The sequence below is a fragment of the Affinundibacterium nitidum genome (assembly GCF_014284155.1).
Classification (GTDB): domain Bacteria; phylum Pseudomonadota; class Gammaproteobacteria; order Burkholderiales; family Burkholderiaceae_D; genus Undibacterium; species Undibacterium nitidum.
Genome location: NZ_JACOFZ010000001.1, coordinates 108,329 through 132,828 on the forward strand (window position 1 = coordinate 108,329; position 24,500 = coordinate 132,828).

Annotated in this window: 18 protein-coding genes; 12 read left to right on the top strand and 6 right to left on the bottom strand. The window is 46.5% G+C overall.

Features of this window, described 5'->3' with window-relative positions; translation table 11 throughout:
• Positions 1–64 precede the first annotated feature (64 nt).
• From H8K36_RS00515 to bamC, 4 genes are all read left to right on the top strand, one after another.
• Positions 65–688 carry an L-threonylcarbamoyladenylate synthase gene (locus tag H8K36_RS00515; RefSeq protein ID WP_186915590.1) on the top strand — a complete coding sequence of 208 codons (624 nt, stop codon included), beginning with the start codon at positions 65–67 and terminating at the stop codon, positions 686–688.
• 18 nt (positions 689–706) lie between these two features.
• A complete protein-coding gene (locus H8K36_RS00520; protein WP_186915589.1) occupies positions 707–1,261 on the top strand; it encodes a class I SAM-dependent methyltransferase in 555 nt (184 codons plus the stop codon).
• Positions 1,262–1,462: 201 nt separating this feature from the next.
• The gene (gene dapA, locus H8K36_RS00525) at positions 1,463–2,347 is read left to right on the top strand and encodes a 4-hydroxy-tetrahydrodipicolinate synthase (protein WP_186915588.1); all 885 of its coding nucleotides are present in this window, start codon (positions 1,463–1,465) and stop codon (positions 2,345–2,347) included.
• A 98-nt stretch (positions 2,348–2,445) separates the two neighbouring features.
• Complete coding sequence (bamC, locus tag H8K36_RS00530) at positions 2,446–3,639, top strand: outer membrane protein assembly factor BamC (protein WP_186915587.1); 1,194 nt, start codon at positions 2,446–2,448, stop codon at positions 3,637–3,639.
• Positions 3,640–3,779: 140 nt separating this feature from the next.
• Here the strand turns inward: bamC and H8K36_RS00535 are convergent, their stop codons facing one another.
• Positions 3,780–3,995 (bottom strand): hypothetical protein, encoded by a 216-nt coding sequence (locus tag H8K36_RS00535; RefSeq protein WP_186915586.1) that lies wholly within the window; start codon positions 3,993–3,995, stop codon positions 3,780–3,782.
• Positions 3,996–4,300: 305 nt separating this feature from the next.
• Entirely contained in the window at positions 4,301–5,440 is a 1,140-nt protein-coding gene (locus H8K36_RS00540) for a cupin domain-containing protein (protein WP_186915585.1), read from the bottom strand.
• A 116-nt stretch (positions 5,441–5,556) separates the two neighbouring features.
• Here H8K36_RS00540 and H8K36_RS00545 point away from each other — a divergent pair, with 116 nt between their 5' ends.
• Both H8K36_RS00545 and H8K36_RS00550 read left to right on the top strand, forming a co-directional pair.
• Complete coding sequence (locus H8K36_RS00545) at positions 5,557–6,090, top strand: FKBP-type peptidyl-prolyl cis-trans isomerase (RefSeq protein WP_186915584.1); 534 nt, start codon at positions 5,557–5,559, stop codon at positions 6,088–6,090.
• Positions 6,091–6,213: 123 nt separating this feature from the next.
• Complete coding sequence (locus H8K36_RS00550) at positions 6,214–6,882, top strand: hypothetical protein (RefSeq protein ID WP_186915583.1); 669 nt, start codon at positions 6,214–6,216, stop codon at positions 6,880–6,882.
• A gap of 87 nt (positions 6,883–6,969) precedes the next feature.
• Here the strand turns inward: H8K36_RS00550 and mutS are convergent, their stop codons facing one another.
• From mutS to H8K36_RS00565, 3 genes are all read right to left on the bottom strand, one after another.
• Positions 6,970–9,606 carry a DNA mismatch repair protein MutS gene (mutS, locus tag H8K36_RS00555; RefSeq protein WP_230404253.1) on the bottom strand — a complete coding sequence of 879 codons (2,637 nt, stop codon included), beginning with the start codon at positions 9,604–9,606 and terminating at the stop codon, positions 6,970–6,972.
• Positions 9,607–9,803: 197 nt separating this feature from the next.
• Positions 9,804–11,177, bottom strand: coding sequence for a DEAD/DEAH box helicase (locus tag H8K36_RS00560; RefSeq protein WP_186915582.1), 1,374 nt, complete (start codon positions 11,175–11,177; stop codon positions 9,804–9,806).
• Positions 11,178–11,300: 123 nt separating this feature from the next.
• Positions 11,301–12,095, bottom strand: coding sequence for an inositol monophosphatase family protein (locus tag H8K36_RS00565; protein WP_186915581.1), 795 nt, complete (start codon positions 12,093–12,095; stop codon positions 11,301–11,303).
• 277 nt (positions 12,096–12,372) lie between these two features.
• Between H8K36_RS00565 and H8K36_RS00570 the strand changes: the two genes are divergently transcribed.
• The 4 genes from H8K36_RS00570 (at position 12,373) to H8K36_RS00585 (ending at position 21,131) form a co-directional block, all read left to right on the top strand.
• Positions 12,373–13,134 (top strand): RNA methyltransferase, encoded by a 762-nt coding sequence (locus H8K36_RS00570; protein WP_186915580.1) that lies wholly within the window; start codon positions 12,373–12,375, stop codon positions 13,132–13,134.
• A gap of 190 nt (positions 13,135–13,324) precedes the next feature.
• Complete coding sequence (locus tag H8K36_RS00575) at positions 13,325–15,250, top strand: type IV pilus assembly protein FimV (RefSeq protein WP_186915579.1); 1,926 nt, start codon at positions 13,325–13,327, stop codon at positions 15,248–15,250.
• Between the two features lie 196 nt (positions 15,251–15,446).
• Entirely contained in the window at positions 15,447–19,448 is a 4,002-nt protein-coding gene (purL, locus tag H8K36_RS00580; RefSeq protein ID WP_186915578.1) for a phosphoribosylformylglycinamidine synthase, read from the top strand.
• Between the two features lie 345 nt (positions 19,449–19,793).
• Positions 19,794–21,131 (top strand): DUF3472 domain-containing protein, encoded by a 1,338-nt coding sequence (locus H8K36_RS00585; protein ID WP_186915577.1) that lies wholly within the window; start codon positions 19,794–19,796, stop codon positions 21,129–21,131.
• Positions 21,132–21,226: 95 nt separating this feature from the next.
• Here H8K36_RS00585 and H8K36_RS00590 read toward each other — a convergent pair whose 3' ends face one another.
• Positions 21,227–22,189: a sodium-dependent bicarbonate transport family permease gene (locus tag H8K36_RS00590; protein ID WP_186915576.1), complete on the bottom strand. Its 963-nt coding sequence runs from the start codon at positions 22,187–22,189 to the stop codon at positions 21,227–21,229.
• Between the two features lie 147 nt (positions 22,190–22,336).
• On the opposite strand from H8K36_RS00590, the gene H8K36_RS00595 reads away from it, so the two are divergent.
• Together H8K36_RS00595 and H8K36_RS00600 are read left to right on the top strand one after the other, a co-directional pair.
• Positions 22,337–23,227, top strand: coding sequence for a LysR family transcriptional regulator (locus H8K36_RS00595; RefSeq protein ID WP_186915575.1), 891 nt, complete (start codon positions 22,337–22,339; stop codon positions 23,225–23,227).
• 272 nt (positions 23,228–23,499) lie between these two features.
• Complete coding sequence (locus H8K36_RS00600; protein ID WP_186915574.1) at positions 23,500–24,420, top strand: ChaN family lipoprotein; 921 nt, start codon at positions 23,500–23,502, stop codon at positions 24,418–24,420.
• Positions 24,421–24,500 lie beyond the last annotated feature (80 nt).

Sequence of the window (24,500 nt, forward strand, 5' to 3'; positions counted from 1 at the left end):
TTTTGGACTTCGATCTTGATGTAGATGCTCGCGTTATAGAGGTTTTAGCCTCTATAATCGCGGTATGAGCCAATTTTTCCAAATTCACCCAGAAAACCCGCAGTTGCGCTTGATTAAGCAAGCTGTACAAATCATTGACCAAGGCGGTATCGTTGCTGTTCCAACGGATTCTTGCTACGCCTTGGTTTGTCATCTCGATGATAAAGATGCTGTCACTCGGTTGCGTCGCATTCGTGGGGTCGACGAGAAACATCATCTGACTTTATTGTGTCGAGATTTATCTGAAATCGCTCAGTACGCCAAAGTCGATAATCGGCAGTTTCGCATGCTGAAAATGGCAACTCCAGGTCCGTATACATTTATCCTCGAAGCGACTAAAGAAGTTCCACGGCGTTTAAGTCATCCATCACGTAAAACGATAGGATTGCGGATTCCTGAAAACCGCATTGTTGACGCAATATTGGTTGAGCTCGGACAACCCCTGCTTGGTACGACTCTTATTCTGCCAGACGGTGCGGAAGCATTGACCGACCCAGAAGAAATTCGGGCCCGTTTAGAAAAAGTAATTGATTTGGTCATTGATGGCGGTGCTTGCAGCTTGATACCGACGACGGTCGTTGATATGACCCATGAAGAGCCAGAATTAGTCCGCCAAGGTCGAGGCGACGTTAGCCTTTTTGGGCTATAAGGTACTTGGCACCTAGCGATGTTGGCGAATCCTCAAATTTCCCCATGGGTGGCAAAATATGCCAAATTGATCGACGGCTCGCTTGGTCCAGTCTTAGATCTTGCCTGTGGGGCAGGCCGTCACACAGATTACCTTAGTTCCTTGGGCTTGGATGTCATAGCACTGGATCGAGATGAGGTGTCACTCCACTTGCTTCGCAAAAAGGGAGCAAATTGCATCAGCTGTGATCTCGAAGTGAGAGGATATGGCAATGGATCTTATGTTTGGCCATTCGCAAAAGAGTCATTTGCTGCCATTGTCGTCACCAATTACCTGCATCGTCCCTTGTTTCCTGAATTGTTAGGCTCGATCAAAACTAGCGGCGTCTTGATTTATGAAACGTTTGCGGTTGGGAATGAGGTCTATGGTCGACCGAAGAACCCCAACTTTTTGCTACAAGAAAATGAGCTTCTTCGTCGCTGTATTTACGATATTTCGGACGACCTTCGCTTTAATTGCTTGGGTTATGAACATGGCCTTGTCAACCAAGTAGCACCTGCAATCGTTCAGCGAATTTGTGCCCAACGATACTAAGGTTTTCGCACGCTTTTTCGTTGGATCCAATCTCAAGATAGTATAAATTTTTCTCTTAACCAATAAAGCTAGTGTAGAGGCTGAGAAACTTGACCTTCAGCACCTTTTTTCTTCGAAATTCTCATGAATTCCAAGGCTTGAACTCACCAAGCACGACTTCGATCCGCTACAATAATGGCTTTACTTTTCTCCCGCCCTAACATGACAAAGATTCAAGGAAGTCTGGTCGCAATTGTGACCCCTATGCACCCTGATGGGAGCCTCGACGTACGAAGTCTGAAGAAATTGATCGATTGGCATATTTCTGAAGGTACAGACGGTATCGTGATTGTAGGAACTACCGGTGAGTCTCCGACTGTCAGTGTGGAAGAGCATTGCGAACTGATCCGCATTGCAGTCGAGCATACAAATAAACGTATTCCAATCATTGCTGGTTCTGGCGGTAATTCAACCGCTGAAGCGATTGCGTTGACTAAGTTTGCAAAAGAAGCAGGCGCGGATGCTTCTTTGCAGGTTGTTCCTTACTACAATCGCCCGACACAAGAAGGCATGTATCAGCACTTTAAGAAAATTGCTGAATCGGTCGATATTCCAATTATTCTCTATAACGTGCCTGGTCGTTCAGTGGCTGATATGTCGAACGAGACTATGGTTCGCTTGTCGCAAGTGCCAGGGATTATCGGTGTGAAGGAGGCGAGTGGGAATATCGCTCGTGGTATCGAGCTTATTCGTATGGTGCCAGAGTCATTTGCCGTGTATTCCGGTGATGATGCGACAGCGATCGCGTTGATGGCTTTAGGCGGTAAAGGCAATATTTCCGTAACAGCAAACGTAGCGCCGCGCGCAATGCATGAAATGTGTGCTGCTGCAATGAAGGGCGATTTGACAAAAGCTATCGAAATTAATAACAAGCTCTTGTCATTGCATTCAAAGTTATTTATTGAGCCAAATCCGGTTCCCGTAAAATGGGCCTTGGTGGAAATGGGCATGATTCCTTCTGGCATTCGTTTGCCTTTGGTTAGCCTTTCTACCCAATATCATGATATTGTTCGTTCCGCATTGCGTGAAGCGGGGCTAGTGTCTTAACTGTCCGTAATGCTGACAAGTAGTGGACTTCGATTAAGTAGTAAGTTGTCCCCGTACGGTGCATACACCAATTGATTTCAATTCGTAGGGATTTTCACATGGTAAAAAGCGTAGTTGCTAATAAAAAGATGGTTCGTGCCTTAGGCTTGGCAGGGGCAATCGGTTTCGCTGGTTTGACCGCTGGTTGTACATACACAGGAAATATTTCTGAGAATCGTATCGATTATAAGAGTGCAAGTAAGGCGAAGAGCGTTTCCTTAGAAGTGCCTCCTGATTTGACCCAAATTCGTCGCGACAGTCGTTTTTCTATTCCTGATGCTGAGTTGGGAAGTGCGACAGCGTCTTCTTACATGCAACAAAAAGTTGGTGGTGCCGCAGCAGTGGCAGGTGGCGTGGTGGCTCCGATTCAAGTTAAAGATGCACGCATTGCCCGTGACGGATCGCAGCGTTATTTGGTGATTAAAGGATCGCCTGAGGTTCTATGGCCTCAGTTGAAAGATTTTTGGCAGGAAAATGGGTTCTTGATCAACGTTGAGAATGAGTCTACGGGCGTTCTTGAGACTGATTGGGCTGAAAATCGAGGAAAAATTCCTCAAGACATGATTCGTGCCACTTTGGGCAAAGTGTTTGATTCACTTTATTCGACGGGGGAGCGTGACAAGTTCCGTACGCGCGTCGAACGTGCTGCTAATGGCGAAATAGAAATTTACATCAGTCATCGTGGCGCTCAAGAGATATATACGGGCTCTCAAAAGGACAACACGGCATGGACTTCACGCGCGAATGATCCAGGTCTCGAAGCTGAGTTTCTGTCTCGTTTGATGGTTCGCTTGGGTGCTGATTCGGCGAAAGCAAAAAGCGTAGTTGCGGCTGCGACCTCAGAATCTGTTGGTGCTTCCACTTCGAATCCGCGTTCAAAGATTCTTAGTTTGAATGACTTGAGCTACTTGGAAACGGATGAGGGGTTTGATCGCTCTTGGCGCCGTGTCGGTTTAGCGTTGGATAGAATCGGATTTACGATTGAAGATCGCGATCGTTCTAAAGGCATTTACTATGTTCAGTATATTGACCAAGATATCGACGCCAAGAAGAAAGGTGCTAGCGAAGGCTTCTTTGCTCGTCTCTTCTCATGGGGCTCAAGTGATGCAGCCAAGGATGGTCAAAAATACCGTATTTTCGTGAAAGAAAGTGGTGATGTGAGCCATGTCACGGTTCATGGTGAGGACGGTAAGGTTGCCGCCACGCCAGTTGCCCAGAAAATCTTAAAAGTGTTGAATGATCAATTGAAATAAACGCTTTGAAGTAATTTTGATTGATAAAAAAAGCAGATCGAAATGATCTGCTTTTTTTTTGCCATGTTTAGTCGGTCGATGCTAGCCACGTAAACAAAAAAAGCCGGTCAAAGACCGGCTTTTTCTTGAAGTAATAAAAATTACTTAGATGCTGCAGAAGCTGCTGCTTCAGCTGCTGGTGCAGATGCTGTAGAAGCTGCTGCGTCAACTGCTGGTGCAGATGCTGGAGCTGCTGCTGGTGCAGATGCTGGAGTTGCTTCAACAGAAGCGGAAGCAGATGCTGGTGTTTCAGCTGGTTTGTTGCATGCTACCAAAGCTACAGCCAACAAGGAAACGAGCAAAAGTGATTTTTTCATGTTTTTACTTTCAATAAATAGATCTAAAAAAACAACAAACTTGCGATGAATAATTACCGGTAATTATCGCTCAATAGGTTAAGCCGCGGGCAGAAAATCAAAATGACCTTGCAAATCCTACGAAACTTTCCTAACCGCGAATTATAATGATTTTTCTGTCAATCGAATATAGTTCTTGGCTTTTTTTTCCAAAAAAATGATGGTTTTTTGTGTTTTCCCGATCATTTATTCTATTGTTCGTTGTTTGTCGGCCAAAACCCTGTACATTTGCGATGATTTTGCATCGGAAATTTGTAGTAAACCATTCATTTCTTAATTAAATTTAACCAACCATCCTCATACCAAATGCAGAATGCCTCAAGAACGTCGTCGGAAGCTTCTGCCATGTCTTTAGCATCTAGATGTCTTTGATTGGCTAGTTTGTTGAGGACCAGCTTGTCTTCACGTCCTACCTTAAAAGATTCACCATTAATAAATATATGTTTCCCTTGATATAGCATTTGGGTCTTTAGCGCTAATGACACGCCATTTTTCAATGCCGCTTGTGCAAAACGTTTCGGGGTTAGGGGGTTTTCTGGCGACTCAAAGAAGACTGAGGCTTTCGGCTCAGTTAAGTATTCACCTAAGAATATCGCCATGTCTTCTTTTGAAAGCGTAATCTTATTGAGCTCGTGCACCACCTTTTCAAGCATCGCGCTGCTAATCTCTGCAGGATCTTTGGGGGCAGTTAAGTCCGGGTCAGAATAGCGACCTGGGAGCTCTATGGTATCGACCATAAATTGCAGGAAGTTTTCGCCGAGTTCTTGAAATGATGGCGAGCGAAATCCAATTGAGTAGGTCATACACTCATTTAAAGCGACGCCGTCGTGAGCGTAATGTGGTGGCAGATAGAGCATGTCGCCCGGTTCTAGCACGAACTCTTGATCACAAACGAAGTTACGCAAAATTTTAAGGGGCATTCCTTCAATTAAACTCAAATCCTTTTGTGCACTGATTTGCCACCGTCGCTGACCATGCGCCTGCAATAAAAACACGTCATAGGAATCGAAATGTGGTCCAACGCCGCCGCCCTCGCGGGCGTAGCTAATCATCAAGTCATCAAGGCGGGCATCTGGCGCAAAACGAAATTGTCGCAAAAGCGCATCGGCCTTTTCTTGATGTAAATTTACCCCTTGTACCAACAAGGTCCAATCTTTCTTTTGCTTGAGCGGAATTTTATCAATTGGTCCATTTTGCATGTCCCAGTGTTGGTCAAAAAAACAGATCAAACGAGACTCCACGTCGTCGCGAGCAGCCATCTCGAAGAGTTCCTCAGGTGAGAACAGTGCCTTAAAGCCCGGAATCGCTTGTCGGATGAGCAGTGGTTTTTTCTGCCAATAAGTTGCAAAAAATTCCTCAGCTGTGATGCCGCCAAGTAAAGTCAGTGCTTGAGATGTTTTTTTCATGATGCCTAAAACCTGTGAGAAACGAAAAGTTCAGGCAGGATAAATCATAGTCGCCGCGGGAGGAAGGTATAATGCATGAGGTAACACAAAAGATCTGAAATTATTAAGGAAATAGTATGAAAATTGCCAAAAATACCGTGGTGACGGTCGAATACAGTTTGTCCGATACGCTCGGCAATCTGATTGAGGAAGGCCAGGAGCCAATGGTTTACCTTCATGGTGGCTACGAGAACACATTACCCAAAATTGAGGAAGCGCTCGAAGGTAAAGCGGTGGGCTTCAACGAAACGATTCAAGTTGAACCGGAAGATGCTTTTGGCGATTACGATGCTGAATTGGTTAAAGTGGAAGAGCGTAGTCGATTACCATCACCAATTGAAGTGGGAATGCAATTTGAAGGTACCCCAGAAGAGAATGAAGATGGCGAAAGCGTGATCTTTACTGTCACTGAAATCGCGGAAGATAAAGTAGTCCTTGACGGTAATCACCCGCTTGCAGGTATTGCTTTGCGCTTTGCTCTCAACGTTGTCGACGTGCGTGCGGCCACTGAAGAGGAAATTGCGCATGGTCACGTGCACGGTGCGCACGGTCATCATCATGGTGACGAAGATGATGAAGACGGTGAATTTCGCACAGTGCAGTTGCATTGATCAAAATTCGAATCTAAATTTTGCTTTATCACCTTGATGAACTCTAGCTTGGTCTGTTTAGATTAAGCTGGAGTTTTTTTATGTCTCTTTTTTTTCTGAGTTGTGCAAAATAAAAGTCGATCGATGAAATTTATATTCGTATTTTTAATGCTTGGTGTTCAGTTTTTGTCGGCAAGTGCACAGAATTGCGATCGAGCGATCACTTGGAGAGATGCAAGCTACCTTAAACGAAGTACTAATAGCGGCGCAGTATCGAGCATCGCTGAATGGCGACGTTATCGTGATGCTGATTGGGTTCAAATTGACTTTGACGGGCAAGTCACAACCATGATTAGCTTCAAGAGCGGCCTTCGGCTCCTGCACTCAAAAGATAATTCGAGGCCGATAGAGTTAGCTGAAATCGTTATGGCGATTGAAAGTCCCATGTGGTCGGCGGGGAAAGCGATGTTTACGAATCTTAAGACACCGTGCCAACTCAAAGAAGGTGAAAACACGCCGGTAAGTCAGCGCGATCTTGATTTAGGCGTTGCTCGAGCCTCAGATTCCCCAAGGTTTTATGGAAATCTAAAGCGCCAAGGCATGCGCGTTACGTATTCGATCGAGATTCAGCGTGGAAAATCTGATGATCAATTTGATCGTTTGTATGGGACCTGGGAATATGACGCTAACTTACAGAAATTTTCGGCCGATTATGATGTGCAGGGTTGGACAATCTATCGTGGTAGCGTTCGTCAAGAGCAATTGCCTTTGGGGCGCGAACTGCCTATTTCGGAAGTGTTGAGACAGTATTGAGTACGCTTGAGTTTGCCAAAATAGTAGCAATCTAAACTGTAAAACTACCAATGCAAATCACAAGACTTGCATTGGTAGTTGTTGGTGCTATTGCTCGTCACGCGAGAGAGACTTAAGATGGTAGAGTGCCTCGAGTGCTTCGCGGGGCGTCATTGCATCTGGATCTAAATCCTTGATCGCGATAGAAAGCGGAGACTCCAGCAGAACTTCATCGCCGTCGGTCTCTCCACTTATATTGGGATTTGCCCCAGCAAATAAATCAAACTGCGGCGTACTCTGTAAGGATTGTGCTTCAAGATCTGCCAAGTGCTTACGTGCCGCGCGAATTACTGGTTGTGGAATGCCCGCTAATTGCGCGACCTGCAAGCCATAACTTTGAGATGCTGGTCCAGCTTGTACCGCATGTAAGAAAACAATATTTTCTTTGTGCTCAATCGCAGATAAATGTACGTTTTCTGCACTGGGGTGGATATCGGGCAGTTGCGTGAGTTCAAAATAATGTGTGGCGAAGAGCGTAAAACTCTTTGATGCAGTAATGAGGTGACGTGCAATGGCCCACGCTAGCGCTAAACCGTCAAAGGTGGAAGTGCCGCGACCAACTTCATCCATGAGCACCAAAGAATTCTCAGTAGCACTATGTAGAATTGCTGAAGATTCTGTCATCTCGACCATAAAGGTTGATCGACCACCGGCTAAATCGTCTGCAGCGCCAATGCGAGTAAAAATGCGATCAATCGGACCAATGTTGGCGCTATTGGCAGGCACGTAGCTGCCGACATAGGCTAATAAAGTGATCAATGCGGTTTGGCGCATGAAGGTGGATTTACCACCCATGTTAGGACCAGTGATTAAGAGTAGTTTCTTATCCGCGGACAGTTGGCAATCATTTGCAATGAAACGCTCAATTTGATTTTCAACAACCGGGTGACGACCTTGGACGATATCGAGGGTCGGTTCAATTACGAGTTGCGGCGCACACCAGTTATTCTTCATGGCGTGATCTGCAAGACTGGATAAGGTGTCGATTTGCGCTAAAGCATGCGCAATCGCTTGCAGAGTTTGGATATGCGGTAACAAGTCTTGAAGTAATTTTTCATATAAGACTTTTTCTCGCACTAAGGCGCGTTCCTGAGCAGATAGTGCTTTGTCTTCGAAAGCCTTTAGCTCTGGTGTGATGTACCGCTCTGCGTTCTTGAGTGTTTGTCGACGGCGATAATTATCCGGAACCTTGTCAGCTTGGCCATTAGTGACTTCGATGTAGAAACCATGCACCTTGTTGTATTCAACTCGCAAATTGGCAATGCCTGTGCGGGCGCGCTCTGAGGTTTCGAGGTCAATTAGAAATTGCCCCGCATTTTCTGAAAGCGAACGTAGTTCGTCCAATTCGGCATCAAAACCATTGGCGATGACTCCACCATCGCGCACCATGGTCGCCGGTTGTGCCATCAATGAACGTTCAAGCAAATCGAGGCAGTCGATCGGTGTAGCTAAATCACTTAATGCGTGTGTTAGTAGTTGGGGCTCGTTATTCTTAATGCACATCGATACATAACTTCTAACTGTGCCGAGATGCTGTATGCCGTCACGCAAAGCAGCGAGGTCACGTGGTCGTGCGGATTGTAAGGCAATGCGCGTTGTGATGCGTTCGATGTCGGGGATCGAGGTCAGTGTCGTTGAAAGGCCGTTGGTGGCGTCGGCTTGCAATAGTGCATGAATTGCTTGGTGGCGATTGCGTGCAATGCTCTGGTCGCGTTTGGCGTGATGTAACCAGTGTCGAAGTAGACGAGAACCCATCGCCGTACGGCAGTGATCAAGCAATGAAAAAAGTGTCGGTGATTCTTGACCTCGGAGTGTTTCAGTCAATTCCAAATTGCGGCGGGTGGCACTATCGAGGCCGATGAATTCATTTTCATCTTCAACACTCAGTGCGTTGACATGCTTTAAACCACGACCCTGGGTTGATTCGGCATAACGTAGTAGCGCACCCGAAGCGCCAAGCGCGGCTCCGAAATTCTCAACTCCAAAGCCGGTTAAAGACGAGGTCGCAAGTTGGTCTTGCAAGGCCTTTTGCCCCTGTTTTACGTCGAAATGCCAATCAGGAACTTCAGAGAATTTACCTGGTAATTCAGGTCGAATCTCATCAAGAATAACTGCTCCAGCGGAGCATAAAATTTCGGCAGGAGAGATGCGTTCTAACTCGTGTTGAAGGCGCACTCTTAGAGACTTTTCTTCGGTGCTGAACTCCATTAGTTTCAAGGCGCCACTAGCAAGTGATAGCCAAGCTAAACCGACGTTGACAGTTTTGCGCTGCGTCAGCAAGGCGATAGCAAGTAAAGGTCGCTCTGACTTCTCTGGTAAGAGGTCGGTGTCGGTCAAGGTGCCGGGTGTGATCACTCTCATCACTTTGCGTTCTACAGGCCCTTTGCTGGTTGCTGGATCTCCGATTTGTTCGCAGATTGCAGCGGATTCGCCAATCTTTACTAACTTTGCTAAATACGGTTCTAAAGAATGAAACGGCACGCCCGCCATTTTGATCGGTGCACCATTCGAACTGCCACGTTGGGTCAGCGTAATCCCCAAAATTCGAGATACCTTTTCCGCATCTTCGAAAAACAATTCATAAAAATCGCCCATGCGATAAAACACGAGCGTGTCTGGATAATCCGCTTTGATCGCGAGATATTGGCGCATCATTGGCGTGTGATTCGATTCTACTGCTGCCATAGTCTTGGATTCTTCTTTTTAAAATGGATAGTCGGCATGAAAGCACTAAGTGCGAAATCATAGCGCAATTGGGGCTAAAAACCTTGGTTTTATCGTCGACTTTTCGATGGAATTTGCTTACGAGATCAGCGTCGGAAACAAAAAACGGGCGGTACTGATGTACGGCCCGTCTGTTTTACTCTCTACTCTACGGTAACTTATGCACCGCCACGACCGCCTGAGCGACGCGGAGTGTTTTGTTTAAATGCGGGTTTTGCACCTTGCGGCTTTGGAGTTGCGTTACGGTTGGGCTTACTTGGCGCTGCCGTTGCTGGCCGGTTGCCTGTTTTTGCACTGCTGCTCCGCTGATTATTGCTGCGACCACGGCCTTGACCAGGCTGCGGAAAACTACGCAATTGTATCGGTTGTGCTTTCGCATTCGGGTCTGGAATGAAGCCGTCAATAATTTCTTGTGGAATTTGACGTTTGATAAACTTCTCGATATCAGCCAATAATTTGAATTCATCCACACATACCAAAGATACGGCTTCACCAGTGGCGCCAGCGCGCCCAGTGCGGCCGATGCGGTGGACATAATCCTCAGGCACGTTTGGTAAATCGTAATTGACGACGTGCGGCAATTGGTCGATGTCGATACCGCGAGCGGCAATATCTGTTGCTACAAGCACTGTCAGGCTGCCATCCTTGAATTCTGCCAACGCCTTGGTGCGTGCTGATTGACTCTTGTTGCCATGAATCGCCATTGCGTTAATGCTATCTCTGGCTAGCTGCTCAACCAGTTTGTTGGCGCCATGTTTTGTACGCGTAAACACCAAAACTTGCGACCAATTTTGGGTTTTAATCAGATGCGCAAGCATAGGATGTTTTTTATCGCGATCGACTGGATGAACCTTTTGTGCAATAACTTCAACCGTTGAATTGCGACGAGCAACTTCGATCATCGCCGGATTGTTGAGTAACTTGTCAGCGAGTGCCTTGATGTCGTCTGAAAATGTCGCCGAGAACAACAAGTTTTGACGTTTACTAGGTAAGATTGCCAAGACCTTTTTGATGTCATGAATAAAGCCCATGTCCAACATACGATCGGCTTCGTCAAGAACGAGGATCTCTATGTTTTTGAGGTCGATCGTATTTTGCTGATGATGATCTAAGAGTCGGCCAGGTGTCGCAACCAGAACGTCGACGCCATTTTTTAATAGCTTAATCTGTGGGTTAATGCCTACGCCGCCGAAAATCACTCCAGAATTCAGAGGTGTGTGTTTGCCATAGGTACGCACACTTTCCTCTACTTGTGCGGCGAGTTCGCGGGTTGGTGTCAATACGAGAACGCGAATTGGGCGCTTGTCAGTTTTGTTCTTGGGTACAAGTTTATTGCGTAATAAACGTTCAAGTAAGGGGAGGGTAAAACCTGCAGTCTTACCTGTGCCGGTTTGGGCGCCTGCTAGCAGGTCGCCGCCTTGAATCACAGCAGGAATCGCTTGTGCCTGAATCGGAGTCGGGGATGTGTAACCGTGTTCGGTGACTGCGCGAACGATGGACTCGGAGAGACCGAGATCTGAAAATGTGGTCATGCTAATTTCTATAAAAACAAATCGCTCACGGAAGGTGAACAAGACTTGTGTGCTGCTATCAACTTACCGAAGCACTTAGTAGCTTCTTGTGGAATTTACTGTGCTCCGGCAAAGGTAAAACAATTATTTTGCAAAGCTTTGCAATGCATTCACCATTTGTCCAAAGACTTTCGGTGTACCGGCCAAGACATCACCTTTGTACAAGTAGTCTGATTCGCCCGCGAAAGTACCAACGATACCGCCAGCCTCGGTCACGATTAAGGAGCCAGCAGCGATATCCCAAGGAGCCAAACCTTTTTCAAAGAAGCCGTCAAGGCGACCCATCGCAACGTAAGCCAGATCTAAAGCAGCAGAACCTGGACGACGTAAACCCTGGCATTTTTGCGTCATGATCTTGTACATCTCCATGTACTCATCAATTTTGGACATGTCGCGACCAGAGAAGCCGGTGCCAATCAAAGCATCTGCAATCTTGTCGAGTTTGGTAACTCGAATACGTTTGTCGTTGAGGAATGCACCAGCGCCTTTTGATGCAGTGAACAATTCATTGCGTGTAGGATCGTAAATTACGGCTTGGGTAATAATGCCTTTTTGTTGCAAGGCGATTGAGATGCTGTATTGTGGAAAACCGTGAATGAAATTGGTTGTGCCATCGAGCGGATCGATGATCCAAACATTTTCGTTTTCGTCGTGGAGATTTTTGGATGCGCCGGATTCTTCTGCGAGAATGGCGTGATCAGGATAAGCGGTTGTCAAGACCTCAATGATGGCTGCTTCTGCTGCCCGGTCGACTTCGGTAACGAAATCATTATTTTGTTTTTCACTGATCTGAACACGATCAATATCAAATGAAGCACGATTGATAATGGTTGAAGCGCGACGAGCGGCCTTAATAGCCGTATTAAGCATTGGGTGCATGTGAGTTTCCGTTAAAATGGCGGCACGTCTTCCACTCGCAAAGCCGAGCTTGCAAAGCATTTTCGTATCGCACAAAGATAAATTAAAGAGCAGGGCGAAATTCGGATTGAAAGAAATCTCGCGTAACTTCGCATTTTAACTCAGAATAGAGGGCGAAAATCAGGCTTGGGCTTCTTTTTTGAATTGTTTTCATCCATAGAGGCATGTTCTTGCTAGGTTCGCTGCGCTTTATTGTTGTCACTTTTTTCTTTTTGTCGGAAAGCACCTCGCAACACAAATGACTATTGAACACTTTTTTAGCCAACTTCGCTTTGTTCTCGTTGATACGAGCCACCCAGGTAATGTTGGTGCAGCCGCACGCGCCATTAAGACGATGGGGTTTGGTCAATTGTATTTGGTGAATCCTCGCTATGACAATGTGCTCAGTCATCCAGATGCGATCGCATTCGCAAGTGGCGCTCAAGATGTTTTAGAGCGTGCTTGTGTCGTCAGGACAATTGAAGAGGCATTAACTGGTTGTCAATTTGTCGCCGCAGTGAGTGCAAGGTTGCGCGAATTTTCACCTCCAGTTATCGACGCCCGCGCTTTTGGAAAGCGATTGGTTGCAGACTCACAGCAAAAGTCTGCTCTGGTATTTGGAAGTGAGCGTTATGGCTTGCCGAATCAAATTGTGATTGATAGCCATGTTTTGATCAATATACCTACTGATGCAACCTATTCATCTTTGAATTTGGCGCAGGCCATTCAAATTTTGGCCTATGAGGCAAGGCTGGCGATTATGTCTGCAGTGGCGTTGCCAAATGTGCCTGATGCAACGATCAGTGTTGGCTTTCGTGGCGAATCAGCGACAAGCGAGCAGATCGACGGTATGTATGATCATTTAGAACAGGCTTTGACACACGTGGGATTTTTGGATGCCGATAATCCAAAGAAACTCATGCCGCGATTGAAACGAATGTTTTCTCGAACGCAACTCGAAGTAGAAGAAGTGAATATAATGCGAGGTATCGCTCGAAAAATTCTGGGCTTAAAGAATTAAAGATTTCGGAAGCATCGTCGTTTATTGTTATAACAGTTAGCAAAATTACTTAGTCTCCGTCATTTTTGTTTTTTTTGTGTTGAATGTTACGATGTTTAACCAAATTCCAAGCCGTTTTGCTTTAAATCTACATGCAAAAGAAGTAACATTGGGCCTTGCGTCGGATAGAGAATAAGAATAGTAAGAATCCATGATTTCCGAAGGAAAAATTATTTTAGTTGCAAAAGCTCGTCATCTCGCCTGGGGCCTCTCAATTGCACTCTTGCTATTGTTGACCGCCTCTATGTCTTTCGCCCTTGGTTTGGGTGAGATACGTGTTCGTTCTAACCTCGGCCAAAGCTTATTGGCGTATTCCGATGTGTTGGGCAATGATTTTGAATCCTTGAATCCGAGTTGTTTACGTGCACGGGTTGTCACACTCGATGGAGTATTTTTATCTAGCGTCAATGTCACTGTCCATCAGCGCCAAAATAAACGGGCGTTGAGCTTCACAACGCGTCAAGCGATTAATGAGCCGGCCGTGACTTTGGTGATTGATATTAATTGTGAAACTCAACTTCATCGAGAGTTCTCTATTCTTCTCGATCCACCAGATGCCGGTCATCAATTAAGTGCCCAATCGAAGGATGAATCACCATTTTCAGTTTCGCCGCAAGATGTAAAGAAACCAGCGCAAGCTATCGAGACAGTGGCGCAAGTAGTGACTAACGCAAAGCCTCGAATCGGCAAGCAAAAGCCTGAGCCATCAGTCACACCAGTGACAAGAACTGAGACCGCGGTCGCACCAGAACCTAAAAAGCCTTCAAAAAAAGCAAGTAAACAGACACGTGATGTGCTGAAACTGTCTGATGAAGTGATCATTCCCGAACTGCCATCTGGACTGCGCATGAGCGATGTTCTGAGCACGGATGCTGGAAGGCAATTGGTTCAAAACAATGAAGAGTTGCGTGCCGCACAAGCCCGTATGGCCGCAATTTTGCGAGATGAGGCCGCTGCTCCAGCTTCGGTCGTGTCTAAGCCTAATGATTTAGCTGAAATTGCTAGCCTTAAGCGAGAAACTGAAATTCTTCGTAAGCAAAGCGCTGTTGATAAAAGTGCTTTGGAGGAGCTTCAGAATAAATCTCAGTTTGATCTTTGGTTGGTTTTATTGGCAATCGTTGCAGTTGTCGCAATTCTCGTAATCGTTTTCTTGTTGTTTTACATTCGTAAAAATATGGCAATGGGGAAAGCGACTTGGTGGGAGGGTAACGTAGTTGCCGATATCGATGATGAGATTACTGACGCCGTTGAGTCTCGAAATGAAATTGATCTTGATAGTAGAAGTCCGAGCGGTTTGAGGTCAAGCGAAAGAGCTGACACTACTAAAGGTCCTCAGTCAAATTCGACTGAATCTACTCAAAGAGATTCTGGTTTGGCAACGGAAACTGATAGTGGATTTCAGCGAACGCCAACGCTTGAAGAAACGAACAGCAGTATCTTTAATTTTTTCTCACCAAGAGGTAGCTCAGTTAAGGTTGAAGAAATTTCTGATGTGACGCAAGAAGCAGAATTCTGGATTTCGATGAATGATCCGCTTCGAGCAATTGAAATTTTGCAAGCTCAAGAGCGAATAGAGCATCCCGATTCACCTGTGCCTTGGCTGTTTTTGTTGGACCTGTATCGGACAGTAAAAGATGTTGAGCGATATAACCAACTTCGAGATCGCTTTATCGTTCACTTCAACGCCAATATTCCAGAATTTGATGTGGATTTGACACTGCTTCCGATGCGCTGTCTGGAAGATTTTGAACACCTACTTGGTCGCATCTGCGCGCTATGGGGCACCCACGAAATTATTCCTTATCTTGAGAGTTTGCTGGTGGATGATAGGGAAGGAAAGCGAGCAGGTTTTGACCTTCCCGTGTATCGCGATATTTTAATGTTGCTGGGTATCGCTCATGAGCTTGAACGCATGCGTGCTATGGATGCGGAAATGCAAGACATGCTTGTTGCGTCGCATAGAGCTGAGCCGCCAGCGAAAGTTGATCCAGTCAGTGAGGCGGAGTTTGGAACAATTGAGTTTGAATCGATTGATTTTCACGCAATAGATTTATCTCAGCCAGAGAAAAAGAATTAATTACAAGTTCTTGCCATTTGTAGTGAGTTCCAGCCGGTAAAGGGTGGGAAAACGATGATATCTTCAGCTTGAGGCTGGAGTCGACCGCGACATCAAGGTATAATCTCGTTTTCCGTTTCAACCCGCGATGTGTCTGTGATCTCTCGTTATCGCGAGCCCTTGAGATCAGCCACCTCGCCTCAACTACATTCACGCCATGTTGATATTGCCAGGCTCTAACGCCCTGTCTGCTTTCCGAACTAACGGTCTCCTTTCCCGCTTACAAACTGCTGATGCCAATATCGTTGGCGTAACAGCTCGCTTTGTACACTTCGTTGATGCCTCTGCACCGCTATCGGATGCTGAAGTGAAGCGTCTTGAGGCTTTGTTGGTGTATGGCGATGCTTTTGATGGTAGTGAAGAGGGTGAAAGATTTGTTGTGATCCCGCGTTTCGGCACGATCTCCCCTTGGGCATCGAAAGCGACCGATATAACGCACAATTGCGGCATGCAACAAATCAAACGCTTAGAGCGCGGTATTCAGTATTTCGTGCAATTAAAGACTGGTCTCTTAGGTGGCGCGAAAAAATTAAGTGATGAATCAAAGCAAGCGGTGATCTCACTTTTGCATGATCGTATGACTGAGATGGTGCTAGATGACGTCGGTGCGGCGAATGGTTTGTTCCAAGAGTTAGAAGCTAAACCATTGGAGTATGTGGACGTCTTGGCAGGCGGTAAGAACGCGTTGGTCGAAGCAAATTCAACACTGGGTTTAGCTTTGTCCGATGATGAAGTCGACTACTTGGTGGATGCTTTTACAGCAGCAAAACGTAATCCTACAGACGTTGAGTTGATGATGTTCGCGCAAGCGAATTCAGAGCATTGCCGCCATAAGATTTTCAATGCGGACTGGACTATCGACGGAGAGAAGAAAGATATCTCCTTGTTCGGGATGATTAAGAACACGCACTTGCTCCAGCCAAAAGGTACGATCGTCGCCTACAGCGATAACTCATCGATTATGGAAGGCGCTACTGTTACGCGCTTCTATCCAAATGGTGCTGAAAATGGCAACGAGTATCAAGCTTCGGTTGAGCTGACCCACACGTTAATGAAAGTGGAAACGCACAATCACCCCACGGCAATTTCACCATTTCCAGGTGCCTCTACTGGCGCAGGTGGCGAGATTCGTGATGAAGGTGCGACAGGGCGCGGCGCTAAACCAAAAGCGGGCCTTACCGGTTTTACAGTATCGAATTTGAATTTACCTGGCAATGTACAGGCTTGGGAAAACGCTACCGATGTCACATCGAATGCGACCACCGCTGTTCAATACGGTAAGCCTGATCGCATTGCATCACCGTTGCAAATCATGATTGAAGGTCCGATTGGTGGCGCGGCCTTTAGCAATGAATTTGGACGTCCAGTTCTTGGCGGCTACTTCCGCACCTACGAACAAAATGTAGGCGGCACGGTGCATGGGTATCACAAGCCCATCATGATCGCCGGTGGTATTGGTAATATCAACGATAATCATACGAAGAAATTTGATCTGCCAGTTGGTAGTTTGTTGATTCAACTCGGTGGTCCAGGTATGCGTATTGGCATGGGCGGTAGTGCTGCGTCGTCAATGGCGACAGGTAGTAATACAGCAGATCTTGATTTTGATTCCGTGCAGCGTGGTAACCCAGAAATGGAACGGCGCGCGCAAGAAGTGATTAACTCTTGCTGGCAGTTAGGCGATAAAAATCCAATTTTGTCGATCCATGACGTTGGCGCTGGTGGTTTGTCTAATGCCTTCCCAGAAATCACGAATGATGCTAAACGCGGTGCGATTTTTGATTTGCGTAAAGTGCCGTTGGAAGAGAGTGGAATGGCTCCAAGAGAAATTTGGAGTAATGAATCGCAAGAACGTTACGTTCTGGCGATCGCGCCTGAGAGCCTGCCACTGTTTCAGTATTTCTGTGAACGTGAACGTTGCTTGTTTGCGGTAGTAGGCACTGCGACAGAAGAGCGTCAATTGAAAGTAATCGATCCGCTCAATGATAATTCTCCGGTCGATATGCCGATGAATGTTTTGCTCGGCAAACCACCGAAGATGCATCGTCAAGTAGAACATGTAAAACGTGATTTACCGGCCATTGATTTGACCGGTATGGATTTAAAACTAGCGGCTGAGCGCGTGTTGAGCTTGCCAACGGTTGCCGATAAATCTTTCCTGGTAACGATTGGCGATCGTACTGTTGGCGCGATGTCAGTACGTGATCAAATGGTTGGGCCATGGCAGGTCCCCGTCGCTGATTGCGCTGTGACAGCGATGAGTTTGGAAGGTCATCTCGGTGAAGCGATGGCTATGGGCGAACGCACGCCAGTTGCGGTGATTGACGCTGCGGCGTCAGGTCGCATGGCAGTCGGCGAAGCGGTCACCAATATCGCAGCCGCACCGATTGCGAGTATTGAGGACATCAAATTATCTGCAAATTGGATGGCGGCATGCGGTCAACCAGGCCAAGACGCAGCGCTGTTTGATACGGTCAAAGCAGTTGGCATGGAGTTGTGTCCAGCCCTAGGAATTTCTATTCCAGTTGGTAAAGATTCTCTGTCCATGCGCACAACTTGGAAAGACGAGGGCGTCGATAAGTCGGTTACATCACCAGTTTCTTTAATTATTTCAGCATTCGCGCCGGTGTACGACATTCGTAAATGCGTGACACCGCAACTCAAGTTAGACGCAGGTGACACGAGTTTGATTCTGATTGATCTCGGTCGCGGTAAAGGGCGTTTAGGCGCGTCTGCATTCGCGCAAGTCATGCAGAAAATTGGCGATCAAACTCCCGATGTCGATAGCGCAGAAGATCTCAAAGGGTTTTTCGCTTCGATCCAGCAATTGATTAAAGAGGATAAATTACTTGCCTACCATGATCGTTCGGATGGTGGTTTGTTTGCGACTTTGTGCGAAATGGCATTTGCCGGCCGAAGTGGCCTCGCAATCAATCTGGACATGTTGACCATGGAAGGTGGGCACGCTGCAGATCATGGCGATGCCAAGAACTGGGCCGGTCAAGTGGCAGAACGTCGTAATGAATTGACGTTGCGTGCTTTGTTTAATGAAGAACTCGGTGCTGTGATTCAGGTGCGAACTGAACAGCGTAGTGAAGTGATGGATGTGTTACGTGCTCACAATTTAGGTGCTTGCAGTCACGAGATTGGGAAGCCGAGTACAACCGGTATCGTATCCTTCATGCGCGATGCAAAGGAAATTTATCGTGAGTCTCGTAGTGCTTTGCATCAAATTTGGAGTAAGACAAGTTGGCAAATTGCGCGTATGCGCGACAATCCTGCTTGTGCCGACGCCGAATTCGCACGATTGGCCGATGAGTCTGATCCAGGAATGCAACCGAAACTGACTTTCGATCCTCAGCAAGATATCGCTGCGCCATTTATTGCAACAGGTGCTCGTCCGAAGGTCGCAATCTTACGTGAACAAGGTGTGAATTCGCATATCGAAACTGCCTATGTAATGCATAAAGCAGGCTTCACAGCTGTTGACGTTCACATGAGTGATTTGATTGCTGGTCGTTCGAAATTGGCTGACTTTAAAGGCTTAATCGCAGTGGGCGGTTTCTCCTACGGTGACGTTCTGGGTGCGGGCGAAGGCTGGGCGAAAACGATTTTGTTCAATACCATGATGTCAGAACAATTCTCCGAATTCTTCCATCGTGCAGATAGTTTTGGCTTGGGTATTTGTAACGGTTGTCAGATGATGAGTAATCTGAAATCTATCATCCCAGGTGCAAAGGCATGGCCGAAGTTTACGAAGAATAAATCAGAGCAGTTCGAAGGCCGTTTTGCGATGGTCGAGATTCTGGAATCAAAATCTATTTTCTTCCAAGGCATGGCAGGCACGCAAACACCGATCGCTGTTGCACATGGTGAAGGTTTTGCAGACTTTTCTACGACGGGTGATATTAATGCTGCTTTGTCAGCGATGCGTTTTGTTAATCATCATGGTCAAGCGACTGAAGCGTATCCTTATAATCCAAATGGTTCTCCAAACGGTCTTACTTCTGTCACCAATGAGGACGGCCGCTTCACCGTAATGATGCCGCATCCGGAGCGTGTGTTCCGCACGCCAGTTCATTCCTGGGCGCCGGAATCTTGGGGTGAAGATTCTCCATGGATGCGTATGTTCAGAAACGCGAGGACTTGGGTCGCATAAACGCTTACCTTGTCTCCATGCAAAACGCAGAGTTAGCTTTCAAGCGCTCTGCGTTTTTTATTTTCTGCGCTGTTCGTACTGCGTATCCAACCTAATTTCTACAAGCCATTCAATTTTTGTACACGGAACATAAAATTTATATCGCTGGCAGCATTCTCTAGCTCTTTCTACAATCTTTTTGCGTAATTGATGTTGATCGATGGGCTGAATCGTCGAATTCAGAACTCTCTCTCATTTGACTATTTTTCTAGCGTCAACTCGGTTAATCGCATAGGGGCACGTTATGGCTGTGTGTTTTGCGATAACTAGTCTTTGATAGAAATACACAAAAAAGGGAGGCGCAATATGAGTAAAATCAGCAATTTGAGAAGAAGTGCTTTGTTAATCGGCTTGACTGGCTTGATCAGTATAGGAAGTCTGTTGAGTGGATGTGGTGGACAATCAAACGAAGCGAAAGCGACATCGGGGCCTGAACCCGCACCGGTTGCAAGCATTTACAATGCAAGTGTGCCACTCGGTGGCAATGCCTTTATTACTGCAAGTGCAGTGAATGCTAGTGAAGTTATTGGCGATGGTGGATTGGGCAATTGGACCGATGCTGGAACGATCACAAGTGTCTACTTTCGTCTGGCGCAAGCCGGAAGCTTGAAGCTTGGTTTGGTAGCGAGCTTAAACGGCGCGAGTAGCAGCAAAGTTAAAGTGAGCATTAACGGAACACCGTTCACCGTGAATTTAAGTGGCAGTGCGAGCAAAACTTACGATGTGGGGACGGTCAATATTCCAGCAGCTGGCTACGTTAAAGTGGATCTCCAAGGGGTTAGTAAAGTAGGCGGATACTTTGGTGATGTTTCTGCCTTAAAGATTGCTGGAACGGCGGCAAGCAATGGCATGCAGTTTGCCAACGATGCTGCCAACTATTATTGGTCTCGTCGCGGACCATCTGTCCATAGTGCATATGTGACTCCAGCAAATACCGAGTATTTTTACAATGAAATCACAGTTCCTGTGGGTGAGGATAAGATCGGATCTTACTTCATGTCCAATGGCTTCGATGGAGGCTATGCAGGAATGCAAGTGAAGTCAACGACTGAGCGTTGGATCTTGTTTTCTGTCTGGGATGGCGACAATAATGCTAAGACTACATTAGTTCGTAAAGGGCCGAACGTGGTTGACAATAGTTTTGGCGGGGAGGGAACCGGTGGCCAAACCTACTTGGTCTACAATTGGAAAGCCGGTAACACCTACAAATTCATCACGCGCGGATTGCCAGATGGTGCCGGAAATACCAGTTACTCTGCATGGTTTTACGCTCCTGAGACCGGAAGCTGGCGTTTCATGGCAACCTGGAAACGTCCAGCTACGAACAACTCATACTTAACTGGAAATCATTCATTCCTTGAAAACTTTGAAGTTGAAAATGGCTATCTAGGGCGTAAGGTTTTGCTCGGAAATCAATGGACACGCAGTAATACTGGCGTTTGGACTGAATCGACGCAGATGCGATACACCGGTGACGCAACTGCCACCAATCAACAACGAATGGATTTTGCAGGCGGTGTTGAGGCTGGAAAATTCTATTTGCGAAATGGCGGCTTCTTCGCAAATTATGTATCAGTCGGGCAAAATTTCAATCGCACTCCGACTGGCGCCATGCCGAATGTCAATCTAAGTACTTTGCCTTAGATTTGACCAATTGATCAACCAGCTATGGACGATTGAGTGCCGCCATAGCTGGTTCTCCATTCATTATTCTGTCTCTTGAATCGATGCCAATCCAATTAAAGGTAAGTTTGCGCGATCTTGAGATACGTTGGAATTCCAATCACTATATTGAAAGGGAAGGTGATGCCCAGTGACATGCCAATATAAAGTGAAGGATTCGCTTCTGGAATCGCATACCTAACAACCGCTGGTACTGCGATATAAGAAGCACTGGCGGCAAGTACCATCAACAGTACGGTATCGCCCAAGCCCAGACCAAAAAATTTTGCTAAGACGAAGGCAAAACTCGCATGAACCATTGGCGCCAGTAATGCGTAGATAAACACCAGAATGGATTGTCCTTTCAACCCAGGCAAATTGCGTGCGGCAGTCAGGCCCATATCAAGCAAGAAGAACGCTAACAATCCTTTGAATAGATCAACCGAGAAGGGTTTCATCATGGCTTGTCCCGATTCTCCGCTCAAGACCCCAATGAGTAGAGAACCTAGCAGGAGAAGTTGAGCACCATCTGTCAGTGACTCGTGTAGGAGGCTTGACAGTTTTACGTTATTACTTTGTTTTTGCGTCTGTTGATCTTGGCGCACTTTGTTGGCGAACAATACGGCTAAGATGATGGCCGGCGATTCCATTAATGCCATTGCGGCTGCCATGTGACCACCGAAGCTTACTTGAGTTGATTCAAGTATTTGTGTTGCCGTTATGAAGGTGACTGCGCTCACTGAGCCATAAGTGGCGGCCACTGCCGCCGCGTCGAATGCAGAAATGATACGGCGCAACAGCCAGAATGAAATCAAAGGTATTGCCACCGCCAGGCCTACTGCACACGCCAAACTGACGAGTATGCTTTCGTTCATACCAGACTTCGCGAGCGCAAACCCGCCTTTGAGGCCGAGTGCCATTAGAAGATAAAGCGATAGAAACCTTGAGATAGCTGGCGGGATTTCTAGGTTGGATTTCGATAGTCCGGCCAATAAGCCAAAAATGAAGAAGAGAATTGTAGGATCAAGTAAACCGTGCATTGCTGAAAGTTCCCAAAGTTTTTGTCGTTTTTTGAAGTGGCGTCATGATATGGTTTTTTGAAAATAGAGTAAAATCAATTATAGTTATTAAAATCATCGTATTTTATCTATGGATGAAATCGGTTTTTTCTCGCGGAAGGAAGAGTCATGCATTTCACAGTGCGCCAAATGAATGTGCTGCTCGCAGTCGCTGAACATGGTAATTTGACCGCCGCAGCGAAAGCTTGTCATGTCACGCAACCAACGGTCTCAATGCAATTGAAATCAATGGCGGAGCAAGTTGGACTGCCTTTATATGAAGTCATCGGTAAGCAAGTGTTTCTGACTTCGGCTGGCGAAGCGGTAGCGAAATCTGCACGAGTGATGCGCGACGAGTTACAGTTCTTGGAACAAAGCATAAATGCGATGAAGGGGCATACCCAAGGTAGCTTACGGGTCGCTTTGGTCAGCACTGCCAAATATTTTGTGCCTCGGATGTTAGGAAGCTTCTTTAAGAAGTATCCTGAAATTGACATTTCCTTTGAAGTGCTAAATCGTGATGGTGTTGTTAGTCGTCTCAAGGAAAATGCGGATGACTTGTACATCATGTCTATGCCTCCGGTAGATCTCGAGCTAGAGTGCTTTGCTTTTATGGAAAATCCGCTGTCTGTAATCGCCCCTCGCAAACATCGATTGGCGCAGCGAAAGTCGATTACACTTACCGACCTCAAAGACGAGCAGTTCATTCTTCGGGAATCGGGTTCAGGCACACGGCTCGCATGTAACGCCTATTTCGCGACAAAACATTTTGAACCTAAGGTGAGGCTAGAATTAGGAAGTAACGAGGCGATTAAACAGGCCGTGGCGGGCGGGCTTGGTATTTCAGTTTTGTCAGAGCATGCTCTCGTGGGGCGGGGTGTAAAAGAGGGTCTTGTAGTGCTGCCAATTCGTGAGTTCCCAATTCATTCAAATTGGTGGATTATCTTCCCAAAAGGAAAACGTCTTTCGCCGATTGCCCAGGTGTTTTTGCAGCACCTGAAGAAGAACGTGTCGGCTTAGTCAGGCGTTTTTGTCGGTAATTTGACGCATGTCATGGAGTTGTCATTAAAAGTCGATATGATCATGACATCTGCTGTACATGCAACCGATATGCATGACGGTAGGCAGGTGCGCTTTGCCCAGGTTTACTGGGCAGCACACCGCTCCGAATTTTAATGATACGCCAACGCTTGCGTGTCTCGTCCCCACAAAGCAGGTCTGCCTAACTTGCCACCTCGAGTTTAACTGTTTATAGTCAGCAATTACGACAAGCAATTATTTGGGGTGTAAGTATGTTTTCAGTCTGTTCACGTCTGGCTTTTGCACTTCTTCTTGGGTTGCTGGTACCAGCCAGTACGAACGCAGAAGAAAAAAATCAAACCCATCCTTTACAAGATCAGATAGTAGACAAACAAGGGCAGACACTCACTAGAGAATTGGTGGCTGAGAAGATTCGTCGCCATGCTTACGTTTTCGTTGGTGAAAAACATGATAATCCGAGACATCATCAGTTAGAGCTAGACATACTGCGCATTCGATTTAGTGGTGTTGAACAGGGAAAGGGGAGTGCCGTTTTTGAGATGCTTGACGATGCCCAGGATACTTTTATTGCGCAGCTTAAGCGTGAACAAAGTCTCGATGAGATGAAGCAAGTAATGCAATGGCCCAATAAAGGCTGGGATTGGAACAGTTACGGTCCCTTGTTTCGCGAATCCGTGCAATTTGATGCACTCAAGTCCGGCAATATTTCACGCTCGATGATTAGTACGATTTATAAAGACGGCCAGAAAATCCTAACATCAACTCCCAAACTGTTTAGCGCCACTAAACAATCCACCGAAACTCAAAATTATTTGCTTGATCAAATTTTCGGATCTCATTGCGGCATGCAGAGCCGAGACACTTTACAGCCGATGTTACATATACAATTGGCTAAAGACGCTAGCATGGCTTCTGCCATGGCGAGTGATGCGAGAGCTATCCTCATTGCAGGAGGTGAGCATGTCCGCCCAAACACAGGGGCACCCACGCATCTTAAAACCCTGCTACCAAATGCTGATATTTTGGTGATTCAATTGGTGGAAGTGAAGGCAGACAAGCTGAAATTGAACGACTATTTACCGGCGGTTGGTGCTGCCGACTTGTATTGGTTCACCGAGGCGACACCGGAGCAAGACTATTGTTCGGGCGTTAAAGGACGGGCTGCACAGTAATCGTGCTCAGTTCCAAAAAATAACTTAAATTCTTCGGTTTATGTTTGATGCCTTGACTCGAAAATTTGCTATGCTTCGCG